At 54.1% G+C, this 26345-nt stretch carries 23 protein-coding genes; 17 read left to right on the forward strand and 6 right to left on the reverse strand.

Features of this window, described 5'->3' with window-relative positions; genetic code table 11:
- The first annotated feature begins 53 nt into the window (after positions 1 to 53).
- Entirely contained in the window at positions 54 to 752 is a 699-nt protein-coding gene (locus D3P08_RS00945) for a response regulator transcription factor (RefSeq protein WP_119597975.1), read from the forward strand.
- Positions 749 to 2527, forward strand: a complete 1779-nt coding sequence (locus D3P08_RS00950) for a sensor histidine kinase (protein WP_240647180.1) — start codon at positions 749 to 751, stop codon at positions 2525 to 2527. The genes D3P08_RS00945 and D3P08_RS00950 overlap by 4 nt, the downstream gene beginning before the upstream one ends.
- A 69-nt stretch (positions 2528 to 2596) precedes the next feature.
- On the opposite strand, the gene udk is transcribed toward D3P08_RS00950, so the two are convergent.
- The 3 genes from udk to D3P08_RS00965 all read right to left on the reverse strand — a co-directional run bounded on the left by udk (position 2597) and on the right by D3P08_RS00965 (position 4519).
- Positions 2597 to 3235, reverse strand: coding sequence for a uridine kinase (gene udk / locus D3P08_RS00955; protein WP_119597558.1), 639 nt, complete (start codon positions 3233 to 3235; stop codon positions 2597 to 2599).
- Between the two features lie 152 nt (positions 3236 to 3387).
- Positions 3388 to 3804: a CHRD domain-containing protein gene (locus D3P08_RS00960; protein WP_119597559.1), complete on the reverse strand. Its 417-nt coding sequence runs from the start codon at positions 3802 to 3804 to the stop codon at positions 3388 to 3390.
- A gap of 130 nt (positions 3805 to 3934) precedes the next feature.
- Positions 3935 to 4519, reverse strand: coding sequence for a CHRD domain-containing protein (locus D3P08_RS00965; RefSeq protein WP_162848321.1), 585 nt, complete (start codon positions 4517 to 4519; stop codon positions 3935 to 3937).
- Positions 4520 to 4771: 252 nt separating this feature from the next.
- Between D3P08_RS00965 and D3P08_RS00970 the strand changes: the two genes are divergently transcribed.
- The 7 genes from D3P08_RS00970 to D3P08_RS01000 all read left to right on the forward strand — a co-directional run bounded on the left by D3P08_RS00970 (position 4772) and on the right by D3P08_RS01000 (position 13789).
- A complete protein-coding gene (locus D3P08_RS00970) occupies positions 4772 to 5698 on the forward strand; it encodes an aldo/keto reductase (RefSeq protein WP_119597977.1) in 927 nt (308 codons plus the stop codon).
- Between the two features lie 187 nt (positions 5699 to 5885).
- Complete coding sequence (locus D3P08_RS00975) at positions 5886 to 7481, forward strand: sensor domain-containing diguanylate cyclase (protein ID WP_119597561.1); 1596 nt, start codon at positions 5886 to 5888, stop codon at positions 7479 to 7481.
- Positions 7482 to 7634: 153 nt separating this feature from the next.
- Complete coding sequence (locus tag D3P08_RS00980) at positions 7635 to 8897, forward strand: ATP-binding protein (protein ID WP_119597562.1); 1263 nt, start codon at positions 7635 to 7637, stop codon at positions 8895 to 8897.
- Positions 8898 to 8992: 95 nt separating this feature from the next.
- Entirely contained in the window at positions 8993 to 10120 is a 1128-nt protein-coding gene (locus D3P08_RS00985) for a sugar ABC transporter substrate-binding protein (RefSeq protein ID WP_119597563.1), read from the forward strand.
- A 123-nt stretch (positions 10121 to 10243) separates the two neighbouring features.
- Complete coding sequence (locus tag D3P08_RS00990; protein WP_119597978.1) at positions 10244 to 11734, forward strand: sugar ABC transporter ATP-binding protein; 1491 nt, start codon at positions 10244 to 10246, stop codon at positions 11732 to 11734.
- Entirely contained in the window at positions 11731 to 12723 is a 993-nt protein-coding gene (locus D3P08_RS00995) for an ABC transporter permease (RefSeq protein ID WP_119597564.1), read from the forward strand. The genes D3P08_RS00990 and D3P08_RS00995 overlap by 4 nt, the downstream gene beginning before the upstream one ends.
- Before the next feature lie 4 nt (positions 12724 to 12727).
- Complete coding sequence (locus D3P08_RS01000; protein WP_119597565.1) at positions 12728 to 13789, forward strand: RDD family protein; 1062 nt, start codon at positions 12728 to 12730, stop codon at positions 13787 to 13789.
- A gap of 70 nt (positions 13790 to 13859) precedes the next feature.
- Here D3P08_RS01000 and hflX read toward each other — a convergent pair whose 3' ends face one another.
- Together hflX and D3P08_RS01010 are read right to left on the reverse strand one after the other, a co-directional pair.
- The gene (hflX, locus tag D3P08_RS01005; RefSeq protein ID WP_119597566.1) at positions 13860 to 15146 is read right to left on the reverse strand and encodes a GTPase HflX; all 1287 of its coding nucleotides are present in this window, start codon (positions 15144 to 15146) and stop codon (positions 13860 to 13862) included.
- Between the two features lie 390 nt (positions 15147 to 15536).
- A complete protein-coding gene (locus D3P08_RS01010; RefSeq protein WP_119597567.1) occupies positions 15537 to 15860 on the reverse strand; it encodes a winged helix-turn-helix transcriptional regulator in 324 nt (107 codons plus the stop codon).
- A gap of 217 nt (positions 15861 to 16077) precedes the next feature.
- Between D3P08_RS01010 and D3P08_RS01015 the strand changes: the two genes are divergently transcribed.
- From D3P08_RS01015 to D3P08_RS01050, 8 genes are all read left to right on the forward strand, one after another.
- Positions 16078 to 16359, forward strand: a complete 282-nt coding sequence (locus D3P08_RS01015) for a hypothetical protein (RefSeq protein ID WP_119597568.1) — start codon at positions 16078 to 16080, stop codon at positions 16357 to 16359.
- A gap of 109 nt (positions 16360 to 16468) precedes the next feature.
- Entirely contained in the window at positions 16469 to 16873 is a 405-nt protein-coding gene (locus D3P08_RS01020; protein WP_119597569.1) for a hypothetical protein, read from the forward strand.
- A gap of 209 nt (positions 16874 to 17082) precedes the next feature.
- Positions 17083 to 18033: an ABC transporter permease gene (locus D3P08_RS01025; RefSeq protein ID WP_119597570.1), complete on the forward strand. Its 951-nt coding sequence runs from the start codon at positions 17083 to 17085 to the stop codon at positions 18031 to 18033.
- Between the two features lie 12 nt (positions 18034 to 18045).
- A complete protein-coding gene (locus D3P08_RS01030; protein ID WP_119597571.1) occupies positions 18046 to 18921 on the forward strand; it encodes a carbohydrate ABC transporter permease in 876 nt (291 codons plus the stop codon).
- A gap of 125 nt (positions 18922 to 19046) precedes the next feature.
- Positions 19047 to 20579: an extracellular solute-binding protein gene (locus D3P08_RS01035; protein WP_119597572.1), complete on the forward strand. Its 1533-nt coding sequence runs from the start codon at positions 19047 to 19049 to the stop codon at positions 20577 to 20579.
- 63 nt (positions 20580 to 20642) lie between these two features.
- Positions 20643 to 21914: an FAD-dependent oxidoreductase gene (locus tag D3P08_RS01040; RefSeq protein WP_119597573.1), complete on the forward strand. Its 1272-nt coding sequence runs from the start codon at positions 20643 to 20645 to the stop codon at positions 21912 to 21914.
- Between the two features lie 62 nt (positions 21915 to 21976).
- Positions 21977 to 23617 (forward strand): response regulator, encoded by a 1641-nt coding sequence (locus D3P08_RS01045; protein ID WP_119597574.1) that lies wholly within the window; start codon positions 21977 to 21979, stop codon positions 23615 to 23617.
- Positions 23610 to 25496: a cache domain-containing sensor histidine kinase gene (locus D3P08_RS01050; protein ID WP_119597575.1), complete on the forward strand. Its 1887-nt coding sequence runs from the start codon at positions 23610 to 23612 to the stop codon at positions 25494 to 25496. The genes D3P08_RS01045 and D3P08_RS01050 overlap by 8 nt, the downstream gene beginning before the upstream one ends.
- Here the strand turns inward: D3P08_RS01050 and D3P08_RS01055 are convergent.
- Entirely contained in the window at positions 25477 to 26304 is an 828-nt protein-coding gene (locus D3P08_RS01055; RefSeq protein WP_119597576.1) for a hypothetical protein, read from the reverse strand. The genes D3P08_RS01050 and D3P08_RS01055 overlap by 20 nt on opposite strands.
- Positions 26305 to 26345: the final 41 nt, after the last annotated feature.

Here is a 26345-nt window from a genome sequence, read left to right on the forward strand (position 1 = left end):
AGTAAAATAATGGCCGGAGGGGATTACGGTTGGATGTTTCAAACGCAAAAATTATGATGATTGACGACGAACGGGCCATTACGGTCATGCTGGAGATGACGCTCCGCAAGGAGGGCTTTCGCCATTTGTACGCGGCGTATAACGCGGCGGAGGCGCTGCGGCTGCTGGAGAAGCACGGAGCGGATATCGTGCTGCTGGACGTCATGCTTCCGGATCAGACCGGTTTCGAGCTGTGCCCGAAAATTAGAGAGCTTACGGATGCTCCGATTATTTTTTTGACGGCCCGCGCTTCCGATCTGGATGTGTTGACGGGCTTTGCGACGGGTGGGGACGATTACGTCACAAAGCCATTCAACCCGCTGGAGATTGCGGCCAGAATAAAAGCGAGGCTTCGGCGGAACGGCGCGCGCCAAAGCGGGCCGCTTCCCGAGGATAAGCGGCAGCGTTATGACTTCGGCCGCTTTGTGCTGGATGACGCTGCGGGCGAGCTGATGGTGGAGGGGGAGCCGGTCGCCTGTCCCGCGATGGTTTACCAGCTGCTTCTCTTTCTATGCAAAAACCCGGGCATTGTTTTCTCGAAATCGCAGCTGTACGAAGCGGTATGGGGGATGGAAGGAGACGGCGACGACAATACGGTGATGGTTCATATCCGCAAAATTCGGGAACGGATCGAACGGAATCCGAGCGAGCCCTGCTTTCTTCTAACGGTGAGAGGGCTCGGTTACAAGCTTATGAAGGAGAAGCGGGCATGAAGCGCGGCATTATCGGCAGAAGGCTGACGCTGCATTTTATCTTTCAAATGCTGCTGTTGTTCGCGTTTGTGCTCGTCGCCGTAACGACCATTTTTCTTCTGCTTTCGCAAATCATGGTGAATGAGGATTTGAAGCGGACCTTCCCGGTCGGCTCGCTGGACGCGATCATTATGGATACCTTAACGAGCGAAAATCAAGCCGAAGTGCCGAAACATTGGGAGAGACAGCTGAAAGAGCATCAATACTGGCTGCAAGTGGTGAACAGCAAAGGCGAGGTGGTCTATTCGGCGAATGCTCCCGATGATCTGCCGCGATCCTATGCTCCGGGAGAGCTGCTTCGGATGCAGGAGACGAAGCGGTATGGACCTTATGACGTGATGATAAAGCTGGACAATAGCGTTCCGAAATCGGTGCTTTTTATGATGGGCTTCAAAAACGAAGGCGCGGTTGCGGTTGAAACGCTGTTTGAGCAGTATGCTTCCGGCGGGGTCGTGGGGGAAAGCGATATGGCGAGGCTGAACGAAGAGCTTCGGCAATCCCAGCGGTCGCTTCAAATTATAAACAGCGAAGGCGAGGCGCTTCAGTCGTTCGGAGAGCCTTATACGATTCGGCGCTACGAGCCGCTCGAGCTGATCCGGATGAAGGAACTGCAAGGCGATTATCCGACGCAAATTACGGTGTACCTTAGCGAAGAGACGGACACGTATTGGATTCTGCATCAAGCGAGGCTGGCCGCCTATGAGCGGCAGCCGCTGCTTAAGGAAATCATTACGTGGACATCGATCATCGGCGGATTCGTGCTGGCCGTTACGATTGCGTTTTCGATCTATCACGGCTACCGGTACGGTAAGCCTTTGCTGTTATTCATCAGTTGGTTCAGACGGCTGGGCAGCGGGCAATACGGAGTGATGCAGACCGAGACGGAGAGGAAGAAGCTGTATCGCAAAAACGGCAAGCTTCGCCGGAAGTATAAGCTTTACAAAGAGGTCATCGACGGTTTTAACGAGATGACCGCACGGCTGAATGAGGCGGAGCAGGACCGTATCCGTCTGGAGAAAACGAGGGAGGAGTGGATGACCGGCATCTCCCATGACTTGCGCACGCCGCTCAGCTCGATTCAAGGCTACGGCCATTTGCTGGAAAGCGGGCAGTACAGCTGGACGGATGAGGAGCTACAAGCGATGGGGGCCACGATCAGGGACAAAAGCGATTATATGATCGAGCTGATCCAGGACTTTTCGTTGGCGTTCCAGTTAAAGAATAAAAAGGTGCCGTTCGAGGTCCATTCCGTGGAGCTGCGGGAGTTCGTCAGGCGGACGGTGCTTCGTTACGTGAACGACATCACGATGGAGCGGGTAGCGTTCCGCTATGAAGAGGATGATGCTCCGGTATGGATAAGCGCGAATGACAAATGGTTTGCCCGTATGCTGGACAATGTTCTGATGAACGCGGTACGCCACAATCCCGATGGCACAACCGTTACCGTTCGGGTTGGAACGGCTGAAGGACAAGCGGTGGTATCCGTGAACGATGACGGTGTCGGGATGGATGAAGAGACGCTGCGCAATTTGTTCGAGCGGTATTACCGCGGCACGAATACGGAGGAACAGACAGCTGGCGGGGGGCTCGGCATGAGCATCGCCCGGTCGATTGCGCTTGCGCATCATGGGAGTATTGAGGCGGAGTCCAAGCCCGGAGAGGGGACAACCGTCACGCTGCGTTTTCCGGCAGATGCCCGGAAGCCGTTGGGGAGCGGGAGCCTGCCGGTAGCTTAGCGCGGCAGCCGCTTGCTATAAAATAAGAATGGAGCAGGCCTGCATGGCCATGCTCCATTCTTATTTCGATTAATGCCCGGCGCCCCATTCGCGGTCGCCGCTCAAATATTTCTCCGTCAGCACGGATAGAAGCTGGATGCCGACTTGATTATGTCCGCCCTCGGGGATGATGAGGTCGGCGTATTTTTTCGATGGTTCAATGAACGCTTCGTGCATAGGTTTGACGGTGTTCATATATTGGTCGTGAATCGATTGAATCGTCCGGCCGCGCTCTTCAATATCGCGGAGCACGCGGCGAAGGATGCGGACATCGGGGTCGGTATCGACAAATACTTTGATGTCGAGATGCTCCCGCAGCCGCTCATCCGACAGCACGTGAAGGCCTTCGAGAATCACGATGGGATTCGGCTTCAGCTCAATCCGCTTGTTCGCAAACCGGGTATGTACAGTGAAGTCATATACCGGCGCATAAGCGGTTTCGCCGCTTTTCAGCTTGACCAAATGCTCGATCAGCAGCTCGTTGTCAAAAGCGAGAGGGTGATCGTAGTTGACGACTTCGCGTTCGCTCATACTGAGCTGCGAATGCTCCTTGTAGTAATTGTCTTGCGAGATAAACGTAACCTTATCCGTTCCGAGTCTGTCGATGACGGAGCGGGCTACCGTTGTTTTGCCTGAACCGGTGCCGCCGGCGATTCCTATAATAAGCATATGCGCAATTAAGCCTCCTGAGCGATTAAACAGTTTCGAGAGAATTCAACTCCCGTATTGTAGCATAGGCGGGATCGTTTTTCATCTCGGCTGAGGGCGGAATATAAATGAAAATACGCCAAGCCTTTTAGGCTTGGCGTATTTAGGCTGCATTAGCGGAGCTGGCCGCGGATCTCGCCGTCCGGGTTTCTGCGGGTATGAACATTTACATAGGCGTTGCCGCGTTCGATCTCGCGAACAAGACGGCGGATGGTGCTTCCTCTAAGAGGACCGACAAGATCGCGGTCTCTCAGCGTGCCCGTTACAGTTCCGTCCAAAAAGGTTACACCGCGTCTGTTCGGTCCGAAGAGGGTAGCGACGACGGGTCCGTTCTCTCCTGGCCGTCCCAGATGAATGTGCGCTTCCGTTACGCGTCTGATATCGAAGAGACGGAGTCTGAAGCGAAGGCGGTCTACGCGTCTTCCGTTCGTTCTGCGGAACACTTCGGTAAGCGTAGCCGTGCCGGAAGCGTCCGTGCGGACGGGAGGGACCTCGTTTCTGCCTCGCAATCTAGCTCTGAACGTCGCGATAAGTGATCACTCCTTCATCAATGATGCGTTATCGTATGCGCAAATGCCGGAGAGGACGTGTTCGCTTATCCCAAGGTAGAGGCGGATTTTTCGGATATACGGTAAAACGCCATTATCCGGAATGCTCGTTTTAGGAAATTTGGCCGCGGATCTCGCCGCCGGGGTTCCTGCGTGTGTAGACATTAACGTAAGCGTTGCCGCGTTGAATTTCCCGAACCAGGCGGGCGATCGAGGTTCCGGCTAAAGGGCCGACAAGATCGCTGTCCTGAAGGGTGCCGGTTATGGTTCCGCTGGTGAACGAGACGCCGCTTCTGTTCGGCCCGTACAAATAAGCGACGATCGGCCCGTTCGTCCCCGGCCGTCCCAGATGAATATGGGCCTCCGTTACGCGTCTGATATTGAAAAGTCTAAGTCTAAACCTCAGCTGAAGATGTCTGTTGACGGTAACGCCCGTCCCGATTCCGCTGCGATTGCTATACGTCACGCCGCTGCCAATACCGCCGCCATTGCTGCCGCCCGGCACCGCGCCGCTGCCGATGCCGCCGCCGCCGCTGCCGCCGCCCGGCACCGCGCCGCTGCCAATGCCGCCGCCGCTACCGCCACCCGGCACCGCGCCGCTGCCGATGCCGCCGCCGCTGCCGCCGCCCGGCACCGCGCCGCTGCCGATACCGCCGCCCGAGCTCGAGCCGCCCTTGCGCAGGAATTCGGTGAACACGGCAAAGCCGGACGCGTTCGTACGGACAGGGGGAACTTCGTTTCTTCCCCGCAGTCTAGCTCTGAATGTTGCGATAAGTCATCACTCCTTTGTCATTAATACCTAGCGTATTCAGCAGGAGAGGGTGAGCTTGTACTCTTGTACCTGAGGAAGCGGCGCAAATTTCATAGACGCTTGGCATTTTTTTTTGACGAGTGCAAGGATTATAATGGAAGCGGACAGCTTACTTTCGAATTGGAAGGAGAGACAATGATGAAATATAGACGATTAGGCAGCACCGGGCTGGATGTTTCGGTAATCGGTATTGGAACTTGGCAGTTTGGCGGCGAGTGGGGAAGAGAATATACCCAAGCGGAAGCGGACGCGATTCTGGATAAGGGCCATGAGCTGGGGATTAATCTCATCGATACGGCGGAATGCTACGGCGACCACCTGTCGGAGCGTTTGATCGGCGATTACCTTAGCCGCAGAAACCGTGAGGATTGGGTTATCGCAACGAAGTTCGGCCATCATTTCCACGATCTGTTCACGCGGACGGATTCGTTCGATGCGGCGGGCGTTGTGGCTCAGCTGGACGCTTCGTTGAAGGCGCTTCGAATCGAGTATATCGATTTGTACCAATTCCATTCGGGACCTGATGCCGCGTTTGATAATGACGAGCTGTGGACGGCGTTGGACAAGCAGATTGAGGCTGGGAAAATCCGGTTTCTGGGCACATCGATCGGCAGTAACGATAACCTGCATCAGACGGAGGCTTCTACGAGGGTAGGCTCGCGAGCGATCCAAGTCGTCTACAATCGGTTGGATAGAATGCCGGAGGAGCGCGTATTCCCGTCATGCGAGAAGCAGAATTTAGGCGTGCTTGCGCGCGTGCCGCTTGCCAGCGGGTATTTGAGCGGCAAATATAAGCCGGGCGCCGTCTTTGCGGGCAACGATGTGCGTCATCGCCACGATGCGGAGGCGACTCGCCAGAAGCTTGAAGAAGTGGAGCGTATTCGCAAAGAAGAGGTGCCTGAAGGCGTGGATATGGCAAGCTGGGCGCTGGCATGGTGCCTGAAGCATCCGGCGGTTACGACGGTTATTCCGGGCTGCAAGGACCCAGCTCAGGTGGAATCGAATGCGAGAGCGGCGGAGCTGGTATCGGAGCCGCATCCGCAGGATTCGCGCGTCAACCAATAAGGAAAGATAGAGAGATTCGCAGGAAAAGAACGCGGATATTGGCCGCGTTCTTTTATTTTTTCTTCCTTTCAATTTGTAACTGAAATATAATGTTGCTTATATGTAATAATCCGACATAATTCGACAGTTTTGGTTGGGGAGGGCTACGGACATCAAGGTAAGAACTTTTTTTTCGTTATCGTTTGCATTGTTAATCGTTATAGTCGTTATTTCGATGAGCGTCACGGTCAGCGGAAGGACAAGCGCCGCGCTCAAAAACGAAATCGGCGGATCCTTGTCAGCGCTTGCAAGCCAAATGTCGGACAAGCTGGAGCACTACATGTGGTCGCGCTACAACGAAGTATTGCTTCTGAGCAAGCTGGATGCAGTCAAGGAACCGGAACAGCAGGAGAAAGGGCATGAGCTGCTGCAGGAGCTGAACCGCAATATTCCTTCCTTCTCCTGGGTTGGAATTGCCGATACGGAAGGGAAGGTGGTTGCGTCCACCGGAAATATCCTGCTTGGCGAAAGTATTGCGGAACGTCCCGTGTTCAAGGAGGCGCTAAAGGAGCCATTCATCGGCGATGTGCATGATGCCGTGCTGCTGGCCAAGCTGCTGCCGAATCCGTCGGGAGAGCCTTTGAAGCTTGTCGACATCAGTACGCCGCTTTACGACGGTCAAGGGAAATTCTCAGGCGTGCTCGCGGCGCATCTCAGCTGGAAATGGTCGGAGGAGATTCGAGCCGCGGTGTTCGATTCGCTGCAAGAGGAGAAGACAAGCCAGATCGAGGCGTTCGTCATTAGCGGGAGGGATCATGCCGTTCTTCTCGGGCCGAACGAGTGGGTAGGGCAGTCGCTCACCCTGGAAGGCGCGGAGGAGAACAGCGAAGACCGCGCGTGGGAAGTGCAGACCTGGCCGGATGGCAAGCGGTACTTGACCGGCTTTGCCAGCGGAGCGGGTTATCAGAATTATCCCGGGCTCGACTGGCGCATCATCATTAGACAGCCTGTGGATGTGGCATTCTCCCCAGTTAAGCAGCTTGTATTCGACATTGCGGTGCTTGGCATTATTCTGATGCCTGTATTCGCTTGGATAGGCTGGATGCTTGCCGGCCGCGTGTCCAAGCCGTTGTCCCGGATTGCCGCCGCCGCCGATCGTCTCCGGTTCGGAGAGAAAGCGGAAATCCCATTGACTAAAGGCATAAAGGATATCGAAATGCTCTCCAGCTCATTGCGCGGCTTGATTCGTGAACTGAGCGAGACGGAATCCGAGCTGGTTCAAATGGAAGACCGTGCCCACCATGACCGGCTAACCGGACTTCTGAACCGGGCTTCGCTCGAGACGAGAGGGAAAAAAGCTAGGGAGCAGGCCGTGCAGCGCGAGGGAGGACTTGCGTTCTTCTATCTGGATCTGGATGGCTTCAAAGGCGTTAATGATACATATGGACACGCCGCAGGCGACGAGGTTTTGCGTGAAACGGCAAGGAGATTGACGAACTGCGTAAGGGAGCAGGGCGACGTATTCCGGATGGGCGGCGACGAATTTGTTATTATATTATCCCTATCGTCTTCCGGAGCGCGGCAGGAAGCGCAAGAAGCCGCGAGCCGTCTGCTCGAGAGCCTCCGTCAGCCTTATGTGCTGGGAGCGGAGAAGGTCGATATAAGCTGCAGCATTGGCGGCGCCATGTGGCCAAGAGACGGAGAAGACACGGAGCTGCTGCTGAAGAGAGCGGACGAAGCGCTGTACCTGTCCAAAAGCAAAGGGAAAAATCAGTTCGCCTTCTTTGTTGCGGGAAATGAATAGCGGTAGCATGGAGAGGCGCCCGAAGGGGCGTTTTTCTTTTAGTTAGATGTCCAAAAAAATACATATTTTTGAGGTGCGGCTATACCATTTATGCTATATTGTTCATGTTGAAGTTGATAGAGCGGGGCTGCCTTTATAAACGGAGGGAACACGGTGCAAGTGTTTAAAGATTTTTTATTAAATGTGCTTATCATTTCGATGCCGTTCATTCTCTATCCGTACCTATACCGGCTGCGAGAAAAACCTTTGCTGCACCGGGTGCTGTTATTCGCGCTATTCGCGGTAGCCATAATCGCCACGATGTGTTTTCCGGTCAAATACAATGGAATAAGCTATGATTTTCGTTCGATTCCGCTTGCGATCGGCTCCTTGTACGGCGGCGGCGTCATTACGTTTTTGCTGTTCGGCTCCGTTATTCTAGGACGGTACTTGCTCGGAAGCCCGGAAAATCTGCTCTATACGTTGTCCATTTTGCCGGCTTTCCTTACGGTTTTTTTCTTCCAGCGAATATATAAAACAGCCTCCTTCAGGCGGAAGGTCGCAATAGCGATCGCGCAATGCTCGCTTATTAAGCTGCTTACCCTCTCCTTATTTCTTACATATACAGGCCGGCCGGAACAGCTGATTGACAAGCCGCTTCTGACCGCGGCGCTTTATCTGGCGCATGGCATCATGGTATGGGGGTTCGTATCGCTCATAGAATTTCTGAACCGTCACCATCATATGCGGGAGGAAGTGGAGAAAAGCGAGAAGCTGAGGCTCGTCAGCGATATGGCGGCTTCTGTCGCGCATGAGATCCGCAACCCGTTAACGGCGGTGCGCGGGTTTATTCATTTGCTCGGTACCGGCGATGTCGGACCGGATAAACGGGAGTTTTACAAAGGCATATGCTTCTCGGAGCTGGACCGGGCGGAGCAGATCATTTCGGATTACTTGTCATTAGCCAGAACGGATCCAGAGTCGATGGAGCTGATCGACGTCAATGCCGAAGTGAGTTATTTGTCCAATATTTTGATCACTTACGCGAATTTGAATAATGTAACGCTGGTCGTTACGTTATCCAAAGACACTTCTTTAACGACGATGGGGGACCGCTCGAAATTTAGACAGGCGCTGATCAATATCGGGAAAAACGCAATTGAAGCGATGCCGGAGGGGGGGACGCTAAGGCTAATGACCGGCCGGCTTGGCGATCAAGCGGCGGTGACGATCCGGGATACCGGCAGCGGTATGACCGCTGATCAAATTAGGCGTCTGGGCACGCCGTATTATTCGACGAAGGAAAAGGGGACAGGACTTGGCACGATGATTTCGTTTAGTATTATTAAAAAAATGGACGGGAGGATCGATATAAAGAGTGAGGTAGGAAAAGGAACGGAGTTTACGCTTGCTTTCCCCCGCGTCAAGGTAGGCTGAACGGAAAAAAGTTATTGACGTTGTGATGTAAATCCGATAGGATTACTTGTATTAATAACTCGATACATACTCAGTCAAAAGGGGAGAGAGAAACAATGAGAAAAAGCAAGTTCAGCGCAGTGCTTGCCATTATGCTTGCGATTGTGATCGCGGCGACGGGCTGCGGAGCAAACAACGGAGGAAATGCCGGAAATGCTGGAAAGTCCGGCGGAGCAGCGCAGGAAGTTGAGAACCTTCCAGCCGCTTTGAAGGAAAAAGGCGAAATCAACATTAAAGTTATCCGTAAAATCGGCGGAGACGATCATACAGCGCAATTCCTGGCAGGCGCGAAGCAAGAAGGCGAAGCGCTTGGCTTCAAAGTAGACACCTTCTCTGCGAACGGAGATACGGCGAAATTCCTGGATGCCATCAACCAAGCGGCGGAAAGCGATGTTGACGCGGTTATTTTGTCCCATGCGGACAACGAGGCTTCCGTGGAGGCCGTTAAGAAGCTGAGAGAAAAAGGGATCGAGGTTGTCGCGTTCGACTCTCTGCCTGCGATCGGCGAGATCGAAGGGGTAACGCTTACTTCCCAGAAGGATGAAGCGCTGGCGCAATACGCGCTGGACGAGCTCGTGAAGCAGCATGGCGAAAACGCAAAAATCGTTTATCTGTGGGTAGACGGCTTCCCGCCGATGGTACGCCGCAACGCGGTATATCAAGACGTGCTGGCGAAATATCCAGGCATTACGGAAGTTGACCGTTTCGGTGTAGCTTCCGATAACACTTCCGTTGATACGCAAAATGCGGTTGCCGCTATGCTGGCGAAATATCCGAAGGGCGAGATCGACGCGATCTTCGCGACTTGGGACGCCTTCGCAATCGGCGCAACTCGCGCTTTGGTTGAAGCGGGACGCACAGAGGTTAAAATTTACGGCATCGACGTGTCCAACGCGGATCTGCAGGCGATGCAGGAAGAGAACAGCCCTTGGGCGGCGACAGCAGCTGTTGACGCGAAGATGATCGGCTCGGTTAACCTGCGAATTGCGGCGAAGAAGCTTGCAGGCGAAGAGACGCCGGCGACATTCGATCTGGACGCGGCGCTCATTACGCAAGAAGAGCTGAAGAAATCCAGCGAAACCGTTAACGTAGCCACGCTGGCCGACATTATTCCAGGCTGGGGCACGACGGACGAGTTCGAAGAAGATTGGATGAAATCGTTAAAAGAAGCAAACGCCAAGTAAGCGGAATTCATGCTATAATCAGTTCTAACATGCAGGCGCCCTTGTCCATTGGATGAGGGCGCTCTATCCTGTTTGGAGAGGAAGGTGCGCCTCTTGGCGGATAAGAACAGAAGTTTGCTTACAATGAAGGGGATTTCGATCGCCTTCCCGGGGGTTCAAGCGCTGACCGAGGTGGATTTCCATACCGAAAGCGGCAGAGCGCATGCGCTGATCGGCGCGAACGGAGCGGGCAAATCGACGCTCATGAAGGTGCTGTCGGGCGCTTACAGCCATTATACGGGCGAGATATGGATCGACGGGGAGCCCGCGCATATTCGCAGTCCGAAGGACGCGAAGGCGTACGGGATCCAGATCGTGTACCAGGAAGTGGACACCGCGCTTATCCCGAATTTAAGCGTCGGAGAGAATATCATGCTGGAGCAGACGGTGCACGGCATGAACGGCAAGCATTTCGTCCATTGGAGAAGCCTGCATCAATCGGCGCAGGCTGTGCTGGACCGTCTGCGGGTCAACGTGCCGACGAAAAAGCTGGTCCAGGACTTGACGCTGGCGGAGAAGCAAATGGTGCTGATCGCCCGATCCGTAACGATGGACTGCCGTTTCCTTGTGCTGGACGAGCCTACCGCGCCGCTTAGCCAGAGCGAGACGGAGGCGCTGTTCGCTTTGGTCAGACTTTTGAAATCCGAAGGAGTAGGCATTATTTTCATTTCCCACCGCCTCCCCGAGCTGTATGAAATTTGCGACGACATTACGATTATGCGCGACGGCCGTCTGGTCATTCGGGAGGAAATCGCGAAGCTGGAGCAGCATGAAGTCGTGGAGCATATGCTTGGCTCCAAGCTGGACGGACAATTCCCGCGCCGCGAGAGTAAAATTGGCGAGACGGGCTTTGAAGCAAAGGATATGTATGACAACGGCAAGGTGAACGGTGTGTCCCTAACGGTGCGCAAAGGCGAGATCGTCGGTTTGGCCGGTTTGGTTGGCGCTGGCAAGACCGAGCTGTGCAGAGCCTTGTTCGGCGCATCGGAGTCGGCAAAAGGGGAACTGATCTTAAATGGCGTGAAGCTTCGGACGAAGGATCCGCATCGGGCGGTGCAGAACGGCCTGGCGCTGGTTCCGGAGGAGCGGCGCCGTGAAGGCATTTTTGTAGAGGAATCGGTGGTTGTGAATATGACGGCTTCCAGCCTGTCCAAGTTTGCCGGTCTCGGCGCTTGGTTGAACCGGAAAAGGGAGAAGCAGGCGGCGGATGGGATCATCCGCGATCTCGGGGTGAAAACGCCGAACGGACAAGCCAAGGTCAGAAACTTATCCGGCGGCAATCAGCAAAAAATTGCGATCGGCAAATGGCTGCTGGCCGACGCGGACGTGTACATTTTCGACGAACCGACCAAAGGCGTCGATGTCGGGGCGAAGCGCGATATTTACAACCTGATTGCGGAGCTGGCCTCGCGGGGGAAGTGCATCCTGTACGCATCGAGCGAAATATCGGAAATTATGGGGATCACGGACCGCGTCTACGTCATGTACGACGGGAAGATCATGAAGGAGCTGGAGACGGCTCGCACGAATGAGGAAGAAATCATGCTGTACAGCACGGGAGGCTTAATCAGATGAACAGTGCAGAAGCGACACGGCAGAGCAAAAACGCGGGCGCGTTCCAGCTGCTTTATAAATACGGGACTATTCTTACGATTCTATTGCTTATCGTCTTCTTCGGAACGATGACGGACAATTTCTTGAATTATACGAACATCATTAACATTTTAAGATCGATTTCCATCGTTACGATTATCGCAATTGGTTTGACCGTATCCCTTGCGGTAGGCGGCTTTGACTTATCCGTCGGCTCGACGGCTTCGATCGCGAACGCGCTTGTCATTTCGATGTTTGTCTGGCATGGGCAGAATATCGGTGTCGGACTTGTCGTGACCCTTTTATTTTGCCTTGTCGTGGGGCTTGTGAACGCCTTCCTTGTTATTAATTTTAAAATTCAGGATATGCTGATGACGCTCGCGACCATGTTTGTGTTCCAAGGCATCGCTTTGACGTATACAAGAGGAGCGACTGTTTCCGAAAATATGATTTTGCCAAGCGGCGAATTTGCGACCGGCCAAATCCCGGATTCGTTCGGCGCGCTCGGCAAGGCGCCATGGATCATCATCATCATGCTGGTTGTTGTTCTGCTGGTGCATATTTTCCTAACCTATACGAAGCATGGGCGTTATATGTATATGATAGGGGGAAATCCCGAGGCAGCGAAGCTTTCCGGAATCGCCGTCAACAAATACAGGCTTCTTGCTTACCTCATCTCGGCTTTATTCGCCGGCATCGGCGGCATTATACTGGGCTCGCGCGTTATGACCGCTGAGGTGAATGCGGGCGGACCGTATTTGATGGACGCGGTGGCCGCTGCTTTTATCGGGTTCTCCGTGCTGGGCGCGGGCAAGCCTAACGCGTTCGGCACCTTCGTCGGCGCGGTGCTGATCGGCATTTTGTCCAACGGCCTCATCATGATGTCCGTTCCTTATTACGCGATGGACATTGTCAAAGGCTCCGTTCTGGCGCTGGCGCTTGCCATTACGTATTTCAGAAGCAGGAGGTAACGTATTGGATTACCAGACGGGTCAAGCTTATTCGTATCCGCCGCCGCCCCCGCCGCCGTCAGACCCGATGGAGAACTTCATGCAAAATTACGGCAGCTCGATTTTTTTCAAACGCTGGGGAGCGACGGTCGTCGATTTTCTGTTCCTAATCGGTTTTGGCATCACGTTGCTGCTTATTCCAGATTCTTTTTTCGGTATTGCAATTTTTGCATTTATTCTCTTCGTTCTGCTCTACTACGTGCTGCTTGAAGGCTTGACGGGCTATACCGTCGGCAAGCTGCTGTTCCGCATCCGCGCGGTTCGGGAAGACGGCAGGGCGCCGGGCTTTGTCAAGGGGATCATTCGCGCAGCGCTTCGTATCGTCGATACGAACCCGTTCCTGATGGGGGCGCTGCCTGCCGGCATTTGCGTGCTTGCGACGAGGAAGAAGCAGCGGCTGGGCGACATGATCGCGAATACCTATGTTCTGAATGCGCGGGATGTGCTGCCTGCCGGCAAGAAGTTTCCGGCCGGCCTGACACTGGCTTCCGTAGGAGCCATCGTCGTATCGATCGCGCTGGCGGTTGCGAGCATCGCGATAGCCAGCAAGACGCCCGGAAGCATCATCGGACCGTCTGAGCGGGAGACGTTCCTGAGCTTGAACGGAGAGTTTCAAGTGACGGCGGACGACAGCTGGTCGGTTCAGAACGATCTTAACGACGAAGCCGATCTGTCGATCGCCAACCTGTACGAGGAGAAATATTTGATCGTGCTGTCGGAGAGAAAATCGGACTTCGACGCCGGTTACACGCTTGACGATTTTTCGGCGTTGGTAGAGGAGAGCTTCGCGGGAGGAGACGCGCTGCCGGTTCTTTCGAAAGCAGCCGACATTGGCGGGTACGAAGCGAATCAGTTCGAATATGAAGAGGATGTGGACGGCTACGACGTCACTTACCTTGTGACGGCAATCGAGACGGAGGAGCATTTCCATCAAGTAGTCGCTTGGACGCTAACCGAGGAGTTCCAGGAACTCAAGGAAGAGCTTCTGGATGTTACGGCTTCCTTCAAGCCGGCTGCATCCGAATAGAACAGGCTCGCCGATAAAGAGGGCAGCCCCGCCGTAATGACGGCAGGGCTGCCCTTCCTTGTGAGGTGGACTATTCCTGCTCCAGCTCCGTGAATTGGTCGCGGTAACGCTCGTAGGTAGCCAAGCTGCACTCCAGCTTCATGCGCGTGCCGCCTTCCTCGTATTCGGTAGAGAGGATATTCGCGTGTTCGTTGAAATACGAGACGAGCCGTCCTTGATCGTAAGGAATGAGGATTTCGCGCGTCACGTAGTCCTCGAAAATATGGCTTCGCACAACATCGACCAGCTCGGCAATTCCTTGTCTTTCTTTGACCGACATGTATACGTTGTTCTCAACGACCTGCGGATAAGGGTGGTCGGTCAGATCGCATTTGTTGTAGGCGTATACGGTAGGAATTCCTTCGGCTCCCAGCGATTGCAGCGTCTCGTTCGTAACGGCGACATTCTGCTCGTAATCCTCATGGGCATAGTCGACGACATGGATGAGGAGGTCGGCTTCCGTTACCTCTTCGAGCGTAGAACGGAACGCTTTAACCAGATGGTGGGGAAGCTGGCTGACGAAGCCGACCGTATCGGTAAGCAAGAAGGACTTGTTGTCCGGCAGGTCAATGCTTCGAACGGATGTCTCCAATGTCGCGAACAGCATATTTTCGGCAAAAACCTGCTTCGTCGTGTCCGGGTCATACGTTTCGAGCAGGGCGTTCATTAAACTGGATTTGCCGGTATTCGTATAGCCGACCAAGCAGACGACGGGCACTTCGTTTTTCTTCCGCTTCTTGCGCTGCAGCTGACGTGTCGCGACCAGCTTGTCGAGCTCCGCCTGGAGTGCGGTGATGCGTTCCTCAATCCGTCTGCGGTCGAGCTCGAGCTTCGTTTCGCCGGCGCCTCTGTTCTTCAGGCCGGCGCCGCCGCCTTGCCTGCCGAGGGATGCTCGCAGGCCGACAAGCCGCGGCAGCGAATATTGCAGCCTCGCTACCTCAACCTGGAGTTGAGCTTCTCTCGTTTTCGCGCGTTCCGCAAAAATATCGAGGATCAGCATCGTGCGGTCCATCACCACGCACTCCAGCTCGGCTTCCAGATTGCGGATTTGGGAAGGGGAGAGCTCGTCGTTGAAAATAACAAGATCCGTATCATGCGCTTCCAGCAGCGCGCGAAGCTCTTGTAGCTTGCCGGTGCCGAGATAATGGGAGGAATTCACGCGTTCCGCCTTTTGGCTTAATTCGCCTGACACCTCAATGTACCTAGCGGCGGCAAGATTGCGCAGCTCCAGCATGGAGTAGGCAAAATCGTAGTCCTTCTGTAATTGCACACCGGCGATAATCGCTTTCTGCACCGTCTGTTCATTCAATTCATGCATAGGATCAGCCTCCTTGGCTATTTCGTATTATTATGGCCATAAAAAAACACAGGCTGCCGCCTGTGTTCGCGTCTTTGCATGAGGAAATAGGATTTCAGTCATTCCGAAAAAGCAAACCATAAGCAATAATGCGGGCGTTGCACCGCATTCTCGCAATGGGCTGTAAGTCGGTTACGATTGAAAGTGTATAGACTAATCCTGAGTCCTCTGCATACAGGCAGAGCTTCGGCGCTATTCAATTAGCCGCGCAAAGATCGAACTCGGATATAATCTATCACACGTAACCCTCCGTCCTTGTTGGAATGACATCAGTGTAGCATAACCAGAAAGTGGGTTCAACTGGTCGGGAGCCCAATCTGCTGGTACTTTTTATTTATAAGCAATTGTTGCTTATTCATGACCATCGGACATCCACTGGTTCGCCCAGTTCCCGATATCCGTAAAAAGCGGCGACAAGGCGCGGCCCTTCTCCGTCAGCGAATATTCGATCCGCACGGGCATCTCCGGATAGACATCCCGCCGGATTAAACCCTCCGCCTCAAGCTCCTTCAACCGGTCCGAAAGCACCTTTCCGCTTAAGTTCGGCAAGCCGTGCTCGATATCGGAAAACCGCTGCGGCCCGGACATCAGCTGGTATATAATAAAGGCGACCCAACGCTTGCTCAGCAATTCGACGGCCTTCTCAAACTTGGCGCAAATCTGTTTTTGTTCCATTCCTGAACACCCTCTCTATAGGTGTATTATAGTACTTGCGTCCGAATGGAACAATGCAGGACGGGCGGTAGAGGCGCTTTATGCTATTAATGGTTTACGATCCTAACAAAATATGCTAAATTGTTGGTAGTTGTCAAAGGAATGCGGAAGCACCGCGCATGCAAAAGCCATTTTGCTTGCGCGGTGCTATTTTTTTAAGGTAAAGGGGGAGAATGGATTGAATAGCGACAGCGGGTCAGGCGAGACAAACGACGTGCCGCTTAGACGGTTTCTGGAGCGGGAATATCCGAAAGAAGCGGAGAGGCTTCTCGGATATTTGCTGTATGCGGGGATGGAGGAGGGCTGCTTCTGCTACCGGAACCGAATAACCCGCTCCTTGCTGATACTGAATATAAGCGGCGAGGTGCAGTACTGCGCGAGCGATGCCTTGCATACGATCTACATTTATAAGACGCTGCTCCCGAAGCGGAAGTACCGGAGGAAGGAACGACGCGCATAAGAGTCGAGCAGGCGGTAGCCCGGACAGACAAGGGAATGAAACAAATCATTCTTGCGCATCGTTTAAGATAATGAGTCACAATCGCTTCAAACATGAGGAGTGAGCACACATGAGCTGGTTACCGGAGACGAGAAGCTCGAAATGGTGGATAGTGGCAGGCATTTCTTCGCTTGCGGCCGGCGCGGCCCTATGGCTGATCCGGTTCGGATTAATGGGCCAGACCTTCACAGGCGAGCAAGCGCTGCGGATGCTTCTGCTTGCAGCCGCCGTATCGTTCGCATTCGGCTTGGCGGGATGGCTGGGCGCGCGCTGGATTTGGGGGCTGTCGACGCTTGGAATGGCAGTTGGCTTAGCGGCGATGGCGGTTTACGGCAACGATCGAACGGGCTGGGAGGACCTGGTCAGCTTTGCGGCGTTCCTTATGTTTACAGCTGTCGGTCTTGCGGCCGGCGTCATCGCGGAAATTATTGCCGCGGTTATTCGAGTCGGCAAAGGCAGCCGCGGGGAGAAGTAAGTCAAAATAATCAGCAGATCAGTTGAAGAGGTCTATGCTTTTATAGCATAGGCCTCTTTTGTTTTGAGATGAGTAAAGCGGTCCTAAGCGGGAAACGGTCTCGTTGCCAAACTGTGTCGGATATGACCAGAAATAAAAGGATCGTCTCCTACTCCCCTCAGCTCCCTCTCTCTACAATGGAATCAAGACAGAGAAAAGGTGGAGTTCACATGAGCAGACGTAATAGAGGAGAGGCATCCTTGCAGCGCGGAGCCGGCGGGCGGCGGTGGAGATTAATACGAGGCAATCTGGATATGTATCTGCTGCTCATTCCAGGCGTCATCTTTTTGCTGCTGTTCAAATACGCCCCGATGTACGGGATCGTCATCGCATTTCAGGACTTTAATATTTTCGGCGGCATTTCCGGCAGCGAATGGGTGGGACTCTCGCAATTCGAGAAGCTGATCCGTTCGGACGAATTTCTTCAGGTGCTGGTCAATACGCTCTTGATCAGCTTGTACAAGATAACGTTTCTATTCCCGATCCCGATCGTTATCGCCCTAATGCTGAACGAGGTGCGGCGCATGTTTTTCAAGCGGACGATCCAAACGATTATTTATTTGCCGCACTTTCTCTCGTGGGTGATCATCTCCGGCTTGTTCATGAACATCCTGTCACCGACGGGAGGCATCGTTAACGAGTTTATCCGGGCCATCGGCGGGGAGCCGATATCGTTTTTTACGGATAATGATTTGTTCCGCAGCCTGGTCGTGTTTACCGCGGGATGGAAGGAGATCGGCTGGAACGCGATCGTCTTTATCGCCGCAATCGCGGGCATCGAGCAGGAGCAGTATGAGGCGGCCGCGATCGACGGAGCGGGCCGTCTGCGCCAAATGTGGTCGATCTCCCTGCCGGGTATGCTGCCTACCATCGTTCTGATGTTTATTCTTCGGATCGGAAGCCTGCTGGAGGCGGGAACGGAGCAGATTCTGACGATGTACAATCCGCTTGTTTACGAAAACGGTGACGTCATCGGCACTTATGTATACCGGATGGGTCTCGGGCAGCAGGATTACAGCTTCAGCACGGCGGTCGGGCTGTTTAACTCCGCGGTCGGATTTCTGTTAATCGTTATCGGCAACATGCTCAGCCGCAAGTTTCTGCATCGCAGCATTTGGTAAGGAGGAAGGGCCATGTACAGAAAAACAATCAAAGATTATGCGCTGGACGGTACGATTTATGTGCTCTTGATCCTCATGGGACTCATGACGCTGCTTCCTTTCGTGAACGTTCTATCCAAGTCATTCAGCGAGGAATGGGCGATCGTGTCCGGCAGAGTCGGCGTGTTCCCGGTCGGCTTCCAGCTTGATACGATGGCGTTTGTGGTGACGAACAGCCAATTTCTTCGCTCGCTCTGGATTTCGGTGCTCATTTCTCTCATCGGTACGCTTGCATCGCTGCTCATTACGTCGCTCACCGCTTACCCCTTGTCGAAGCGGGAGCTTCCGGGCATGGGCGTTCTGATCGTCCTGTTCATTTTTACGATGATGTTCAACGGCGGCATTATTCCGAATTATTTGCTCATCCGGGAGCTGGGACTCATCAATCATCTAGGCTCGCTGGTGCTGCCTGCGCTCATAAGCGTGTTTAACATGCTGGTCATAAAAAGCTATTTCGAAAGTCTGCCTTCAAGCTTGGAGGAATCCGCAAAAATCGAGGGAGCGCGCAATCTGACGATCCTCTTCCGGATCATCCTGCCGCTCAGCGGCCCTGTGCTCGCGACAATCGGGCTGTTCTATGCCGTTTATTATTGGAACGATTATTTCCATCCGATGCTTTACATCAACAGCACGTCGCTGAAGCCGCTTCAGCTGTATTTGCAGGATATCGTCATGAATGCCGACACCTCATCAGCGCTCGACAAGAGTGCCGACGATCTTATGAATGTGCCGGCCGAAGGGGTGCGGGCAGCAACCGTCATCGCGTCTACGATTCCGATTTTGCTGGTCTATCCGTTCTTGCAAAAATATTTCATTAAAGGCGTCCTTATTGGCTCCGTTAAAGGTTAAGGGCATTAACTTTTCCGAGGCGCGCGGACGCGTCTTCTTCCTGTACCGGTCTGTGTAGAAGCGCTGAAGGGCAATCTATCGGAAAATTAATGATATAGATTACAATACAAGCAGGAGGGTCAACGATGAAAAAAGCATTTAAGCTTATTTCGGTTATCGCCGCGGTTGCGCTGCTGGTATCGGTTATGGCCGCATGCTCGGGCAGCAATGGCAAAAACGGAAACACGGGCAATGCAAATTCGGCGGGTTCGGGAAAAGAAGCGCCGAAGCCGGTCCTGAAGCGGCTAAACGTATGGGCGAACGAGGATTACAACACGTATCCGGTAGCGGGGCTGCTCGAGGAAGCGACGGGTTATAAGGTACAGCACGACATGCTGCCCCAGGATAAATGGGTAGAGAAGCTGAACTTGATCATGTCTTCCGGGGAGGAGTACGATCTCGTAACGTCGTACAGCGATATGGCGCTGTATTCGGATTACGCGCAGAAAGGCGCGCTCGTTGATTTGACGCCGCTGATCGAAGAGTTCGGTCCGAACATCAAGACGGCCATAAAACCGGAATCGATCGAAGCGCTGAAGGTAAACGGGAAATTATACGCGATTCCAACAACCGTAACTTATAAAATTAACAGCTCCATCCTTATTCGCACGGATTGGCTCGAGAAGCTCGGTCTGCAAATGCCGACGACGACTGAGGAGCTAAAAAACGTTTTGCAGCAATTTAAAGAGAAGGACCCAGGCGGCAATGGCGACCGCAACGTGCCGATGACGATCAAAGGCGACCAAGCGATGATCGATAATCTTGTAGGCGCGTTCGGCATGCCGAATGCCTGGAACGACGTGGACGGCAAGCTGGTGCCTCGCGTTATGGACCCGGCCTATAAGGATTATGTAGCTTATGTGGCCGACTTGTACAAACAAGGCTTGATCGACCGTGAATTCGTCGCCAACAAAGACGCGACGGCGAAGGAGAAGTTCTCGAGCGGGGCCGCAGGCGCCATCGTAGTCCATTGGGCGGACATCCCGGCCATCTATGACGCGCTGACAAAAAACCAGCCTGACGCGAAATTTGCGTATGTGCCGGCGCTTAAAGGGCCAGCCGGCGAATTCGGTTTCGGAGCCAATGCCGGCTTTGACCGCCTGACGTTTATCCCGAAGTCGGCGGAGCATCCGGAAGACGCGATCAAGTGGATTAACGCAAGCTTAGAGCCTGAAACGTTCAAAAATTTGGCGATAGGCGTAGAGGGTACCCATCATAAGGTGGTCGACGGCGCCTATGAGCCGATTCAGCCCATCTTCACCGATGAGCGCAATCTGGCGAATAACTTTATGGCCGGTACGGATGAAACAAATTACCCGCAATATTGGCAGGCGCGCGTCCGCAAAAATCCGGTCATGTTCGAGGCGTTCGATTACTTGAACAATAAGCTGCCGGAGGATGCGAAGAAGGAGAACGCGCTTGGCCTTGCGCCTTACATGAAGGAATATTCGAAGAGCAATCAGCAGCTGCATACGATGCTGAACGATTACACGGTCAAGCTGATTGCAGGCGTAGAGACGATCGAAGGTTTGCCGGGTTTCCAGCAGAAGTTCCTCGAGGCTGGGGGCGAAGCGAGCTCCAATGAAGTGAACGAGTGGTACGCAACGGTTCAAAAATAAGGGGATAAGCGGCGGCGAGTGGAAGAGCGCCGGCCGCTTCCTTCTATTAAGGGAGAGATCGTTATGCAAAAGTCAGCTTATTCGTTCGAGCGCCAAATCAAAACCCATAAAAAAGCGGATGTTCTCGTTGTTGGAGGGGGGCCGGCCGGTACCGCGGCGGCCATCGGCGCAGCGCGTCTCGGCAAAAAGGTTATTCTGCTGGAGAAGTCGGCGCAGCTGGGCGGCATGGGCACGCTCGCCAATGTCAGCATCTTTATGCCGGTCGGCAACGTAACCGGCATATACCGCGAAATCATTAAGGAGATGTTGTCCGAATATTTGCCTGCCGGGCACGATGAATCGATTGCTCCCCAATATTCGCCGTTCCTGCTGCGGCACTACTTTAATGAAAAGATGAAGAAAGAAGGCGTCGACGTCTATTTCCACTGCGAGTTCGTCGGAACGGTTCGCGAGGGCAGCCGCATTCAGGCGGTCATTGCGTCGACGAGAGAGGGCTTGCTGGCCTTCGAGGGAGACCAGATCATCGACTGCACGGGGGACGCCAGGGTAGCGATCGATGCCGGAGCAGCTTACCGGACGGGCAGAGAAGGAGACGGTCTGACCCAGCCGATGACGCTGATGTTCACGATGCAGAACACGGGAAAACCGGTGAAGCCGATTTTGCCGGAGGGCTGCTATTATTATAAGGATGTGACGGATTTGCCGCAGGGGCGGAGGCTCTACTGGGAGCAGCATGACGACGGCGTGCTTCTTGTCAACATGTCCCGGGTCAAAGCGAACGGGGCTGACGCGGAGCAGGTCAACTATGCGGAAACCGAAGCGCTGAAGCAGGTATTCTCAATCGCTCATTATTTGCAGAGAACCGGTTTTGAAACCTACGCCATTGCCCATATCGCGCCGCAGACCGGCGTTCGCGAGACGAACCAGATCGAAGGGCGCTACACGCTAACGGAGCATGACGTTGTGAACGGCTCCCGGTTCCCAGACGTGGTGGCCCAGACGAATTACGAGATCGACATTCATAGTCCCGATGCGCAAAAAACGACCGATGAGCGGCATGTCGACGGATACGATATTCCTTATCGCTGCATGGTGCCCGCTGGAGAGTTCGAAAATTTGCTTGTGGCGGGAAGAGCGATCTCCGCGACGCATGTGGCTATGTCGTCGATGCGGGTGCAGGCAACCTGCTATGCGCTTGGCCAAGCGGCAGGGATTGCCGCTGCGCTCTCGATTGAGGATGCGGTTCCGGTGGGCGATGTCGAGATCGGCAAGCTCCAGGCGGAGCTCATGAAACAGGATGCTCGATTAATTGGCATAAAGGAGCGGCAAAGATAACCTCAAGCCACACACCGAAGAGAAGAAGGCGGAACTAGACGGCGTACAAGGAGGATATGGCGATGTACAGATTGCTGATCGTGGACGACGAACCGGCAGTAAGAGCGGGCTTGCGCGAATATGTGGATTGGGCTTCTTACGGTATCGTGGTGGCGGGGGAAGCTGACGACGGAGATGTCGCGCTGGAGATGATCGCAAGCAGTCAGCCGGATCTCATTCTGACGGATGTACGAATGCCGAATATGGACGGCATCGCGATGTCGCGGAGGATCGCGGAGGAGTATCCGCATATCAAAATTATTTTTGTCAGCGGACACGACGACGCGGACTATTTGAAGTCGGCGATGAAGGTGAGCGCGGTCGATTATATTTTTAAACCGGTTAACTTGCAGGAGCTAAAAGCCGTTATCCAGCGCGTATCCGCCGACATGGACGCCGAGCGGTCGGAGCGGCGGAAGCGGGAGGAGCTGCTGGTTAAGCTGAAGGAGAGCATGCCGCTCCTCCGCGAGAAGTTTCTGTTGTCGCTGCTTGTCAATGGCACGTCCAAAATCGATATGCAGAGCCGGATCCATTTCCTTGAGCTGAATCTGCCTTCTGAATCTCCCTACTGGGTCATGGTCATTTCGGTGGACGATATCGCCGATGTATTGGAAAGCCGCTCCGAACGGGACCGCCAGCTGCTTTGGTATTCGGTGTTGAATATTTACCAGGAACTGATGGATACGTACCTTCAAGGCTATGCTTTCGAGCATCGGCTGGGTGAATTTGTCGGTATTATGAGGCTGCCGGATGCGGGGGCAGGAGGCGTCTCCGATGCGTCGGAAGCCCTCTTCGCGCTAGCCGGCGATATTCGTTCGAATTTGGAGAGATGGCTGAAGCTTGGCGTGACGATCGGTATTAGCGACCGGGCGAATGGGCTTGCCGATATTCCGCATGCCTACAAGCAGGCTCGCGAAGCGGCCGATTATAAATGGTATTTAGGCAAAAATCGAATTATCACGATGGATAGTCTGGAAAGCTCGGGGACAGAAGCGGGGGGTGCGCCGAAATTTGATTACGCGCTTAACGGCCAGCTTCTCTCCGCGCTCAAGGCGGACGACGCGGAGAAGCTTGGCGAAGCCGTGGATCGAATCTTTGCAAATCTTGCCCATAACCGGCCCGGGGGGCTGAAATTCGGGCGCAATTTGATCTTGCAGCTCGTCCTCGGAGTCAGTCAGCTTCTGATGGAGCTCGGGGTGCAGTCGCCGGAGCTGGAAGCGATGGAAGCCGATTTATGGGAGCAGCTGCTCGAGCATGAAACGCTCGGGGAGATGAAGCTGCAGGTGGAGGCGTATCTTAACTCGGTGATGTGCCGCATTCGAGAGAAGCGGACGGGTAAGATGGCGAACATCGTCGAGCGTATTCGAGGGGTTATTGAGCAGCGGTATGCAGACGGCAACTTAACCGTGGCGGACATCGGAAAGGCCGTCTACTTGTCGCCAACCTATGTGAGCCTGTTATTCAAGCAGGAAACGGGGCAAACGGTAGGCGAGTATTTGACGCAGGTGCGTGTGGAGAAGGCCAAGGAGCTGCTGAGGGATCCGCAGTACAAGTTCTACGATATTTGTAACGCGATCGGCTATACGGATCCTAGCTACTTCACCAAGCTGTTTAAAAAGGCGACAGGCGTAACGCCGAGCGCATACAGGGATTCGCATGCATAAAGCGGCCAATCTGGTGCTTAAAGTGCTCTCGTCGCTTCGCTGGCTGTCGATCCCCCGTCCTTGGCTAATCGCGTACCTGCTCCTGATCGTTCTGCCGGCCGGCGTTTTTCTCTACGGTTATTACGAGCGGTCCGCTGTCATTTTGAAGAACGAAGTCGTTCGGACGATGCATCAGGCGTTGAAGCAGGCGGGCAGCAACCTGTCCTACCGGCTTGAGCGTATCGAGGACATCAGCGACGCGGCCTTTATGAACGCGAATTTGCATTCCTATCTGTCGGTCGGGCCGGACGATCAATCGATCGGCATTCAAATCCAGGTCATCGAGGACTTGCGGTTTCTGGTCGAGACCGTGCAATCCAATTCCGACGTATTCCGGGTAAAGCTGTTTGTGGACAAAACAAAGCTGTATGCGGGAGAGCGCGTTAACTTCTTCTCGCTGGACAGCTTGATGGAAAGACCGTGGTTCGACGCGATTATCGAAGGAAACGGCGGTATCGTATGGACAGGCGTTTACGAGGAGACGTATTTGGGCAGCGGGGAGGAGATGATCCTATCCGCCGCACGCATGCTCCGGGATCCGAACCATTATGAGAAGGTGTCAGGCGTATTGATGATCGATATCAGACAGAATGTAGTCGCCGACATTTTATCCGAGCTTCAGTTCGCGCCAGGCACGATGGTCTATCTCGTCGCGGAGAACGGGCAGATCGTCTACCACCCCGATTCGACGTTGATCGGAACGAGCGTTCATCCTTCTATCGCGGAGCTTCTCGGCGAAGGGCCGGAAGGAACGATGTCGCTGAGACTTGACGACGAGGTGAACGACGTTATGTATACGACGCTCGGCACCGCGGGCTGGAAGCTGGTGGCGCAAGGAACGGAAACTCAGCTGTCTCCGGCGACGGTTAAGCTGACCAAACGTTCGGAGTGGCGGTCGCTTGTCGAATATATCGCGTTGTTCCTCATTCTGCCGTTCGTACTGCTCGCGATTATCGTCCGAGGGATGAACCGCAGGGTCAATCGCGTCATTACCGCCATTCGCAAGGAAGGCAAAGAGGGTAAGGACGGTATCGACGGTTTGAACGATCTTCCCGCCATGAACGGCGATTTCCATATGCTCGAGCGCAGCGTCGACCATCTGATCGTAAGGGTTCGGACGCTGGTCGAAGAAAACTATACCTCGGAGATCCGTGAACGCGAAGCCCAGCTGCAGGCGCTGCAGGCGCAAATTAACCCGCATTTTCTGTATAACACGCTGGACACCATCAATTGGATCGCGATCGGCAAAGGCGCGACCGACATCAGTCAGATGATTGACAGTCTGGCTAAGTATTTCCGCCTCAGCTTGAACAAAGGCAGGAGTATCGTTAGCGCCGCGGACGAGCTGCGGCTGGCGGAGGTATATCTTGAAATTCAACAGAGCCGCTTCTCCGGGACGTTCGACTTTGAAATTCAAGCGCAGCAGGAGCTTTCCGTCTACCGGATGCCGAAGCTGATTCTGCAGCCTATCGTCGAGAATGCGCTGCTGCACGGCATCCGTAAAGAAAAGGGACGCCGCGGCCTTATCCGCATCACCGCGAGGGAGGAGAATGGCGATCTGATCTTCTCGATTTCCGACAACGGCATTGGGATGAACGAAGAGCTGGCTCGCCGGCTGCTGACGGAAGCGCGTTCCGGGAACGAGCACTCTTCCTCCGGCGGGGGAAGCTCCTACGGCTTGTTCAACGTCAACGAGCGTATTAAATTATACGCTGGAGACGGTTATGGGCTTAGTGTCTCCTCCGAGCCGGGGGCGGGAACGGAGGTAACTGTTCGCCTTAAAGCGGAAAGGGAGGAACAGTTCAAATCCGGCGTTGCGTCTAAGCCCCATAGCCTTTAAGCGTGGCATCCGCTTTGGCAATGACAGCGGCGATCTGCTCTTCGAGAGAATGGATGTTGGTTTTTTGAACCAGAATTTGCTTCTGGTAGCCTAACAGGCTGGTCAGCGACTTCGCGGAGCCTTTCGCATCGCCTTTCCGAACAAGCTTAACAAACGTGTCCGCTTCGGCTGAAAATCGTTTTTTCGTATGGCTCGCCGAGCTTTTGGCGGCTTTAATCCGGGATTCCGTCTTGTCGTTCCCGCCAAGCATGTCCCGGACGGCTTTCATTTTGGCTGAGGCGTCTGACTTGGCCTTTTTCAGTTTTTTTTCCTTGGCGTCAATCTCTTTATTTGCCGCCTGCACGGCAATTTTGGTTGCCGTAACCTGCGCATTCGCGAAAGCGATTAAGTCCTTGTTTTTGGACGCTTTGGCCAAGCTAAGCTGCGATTTCTGGGAATCGTAAAGCTCGAAGAGCGGCTCATATTGCTTCTCTGTTTTTTCGATGTCGGCCTCCAAGGCGCTAAGCTTGGCGTTGTCGATGTTCTTGATCCGTTTGCGCAGCGAAGCTTCGTTCTCCTCGTTCTTATAGTGGAGATTACTGATCCGGCTATCCCAATCGATCTCCTGCTGCTGGAGCTTCTGCAGCTCGGCGTAATATTTCGTCAGGGCGGCCCCTACCCCTGCGGGCGCTTCGGCTGTCATCTTGTCGAACGCCTTCTGGGCAGTAACGCTCAACGTGAACGGAGCTGCATATCCGGCGGCGGCGGCGCAGGCGAACACGGCGATCATGAGCATCCCTGCGACAACGAACTTCGATTTGCGAACCATTTGAACGACCTCCTTAAAATAGAGCGAAGGACGGATAACGC

This window comes from Paenibacillus nanensis (assembly GCF_003583765.1).
GTDB lineage: Bacteria > Bacillota > Bacilli > Paenibacillales > Paenibacillaceae > Pristimantibacillus > Pristimantibacillus nanensis.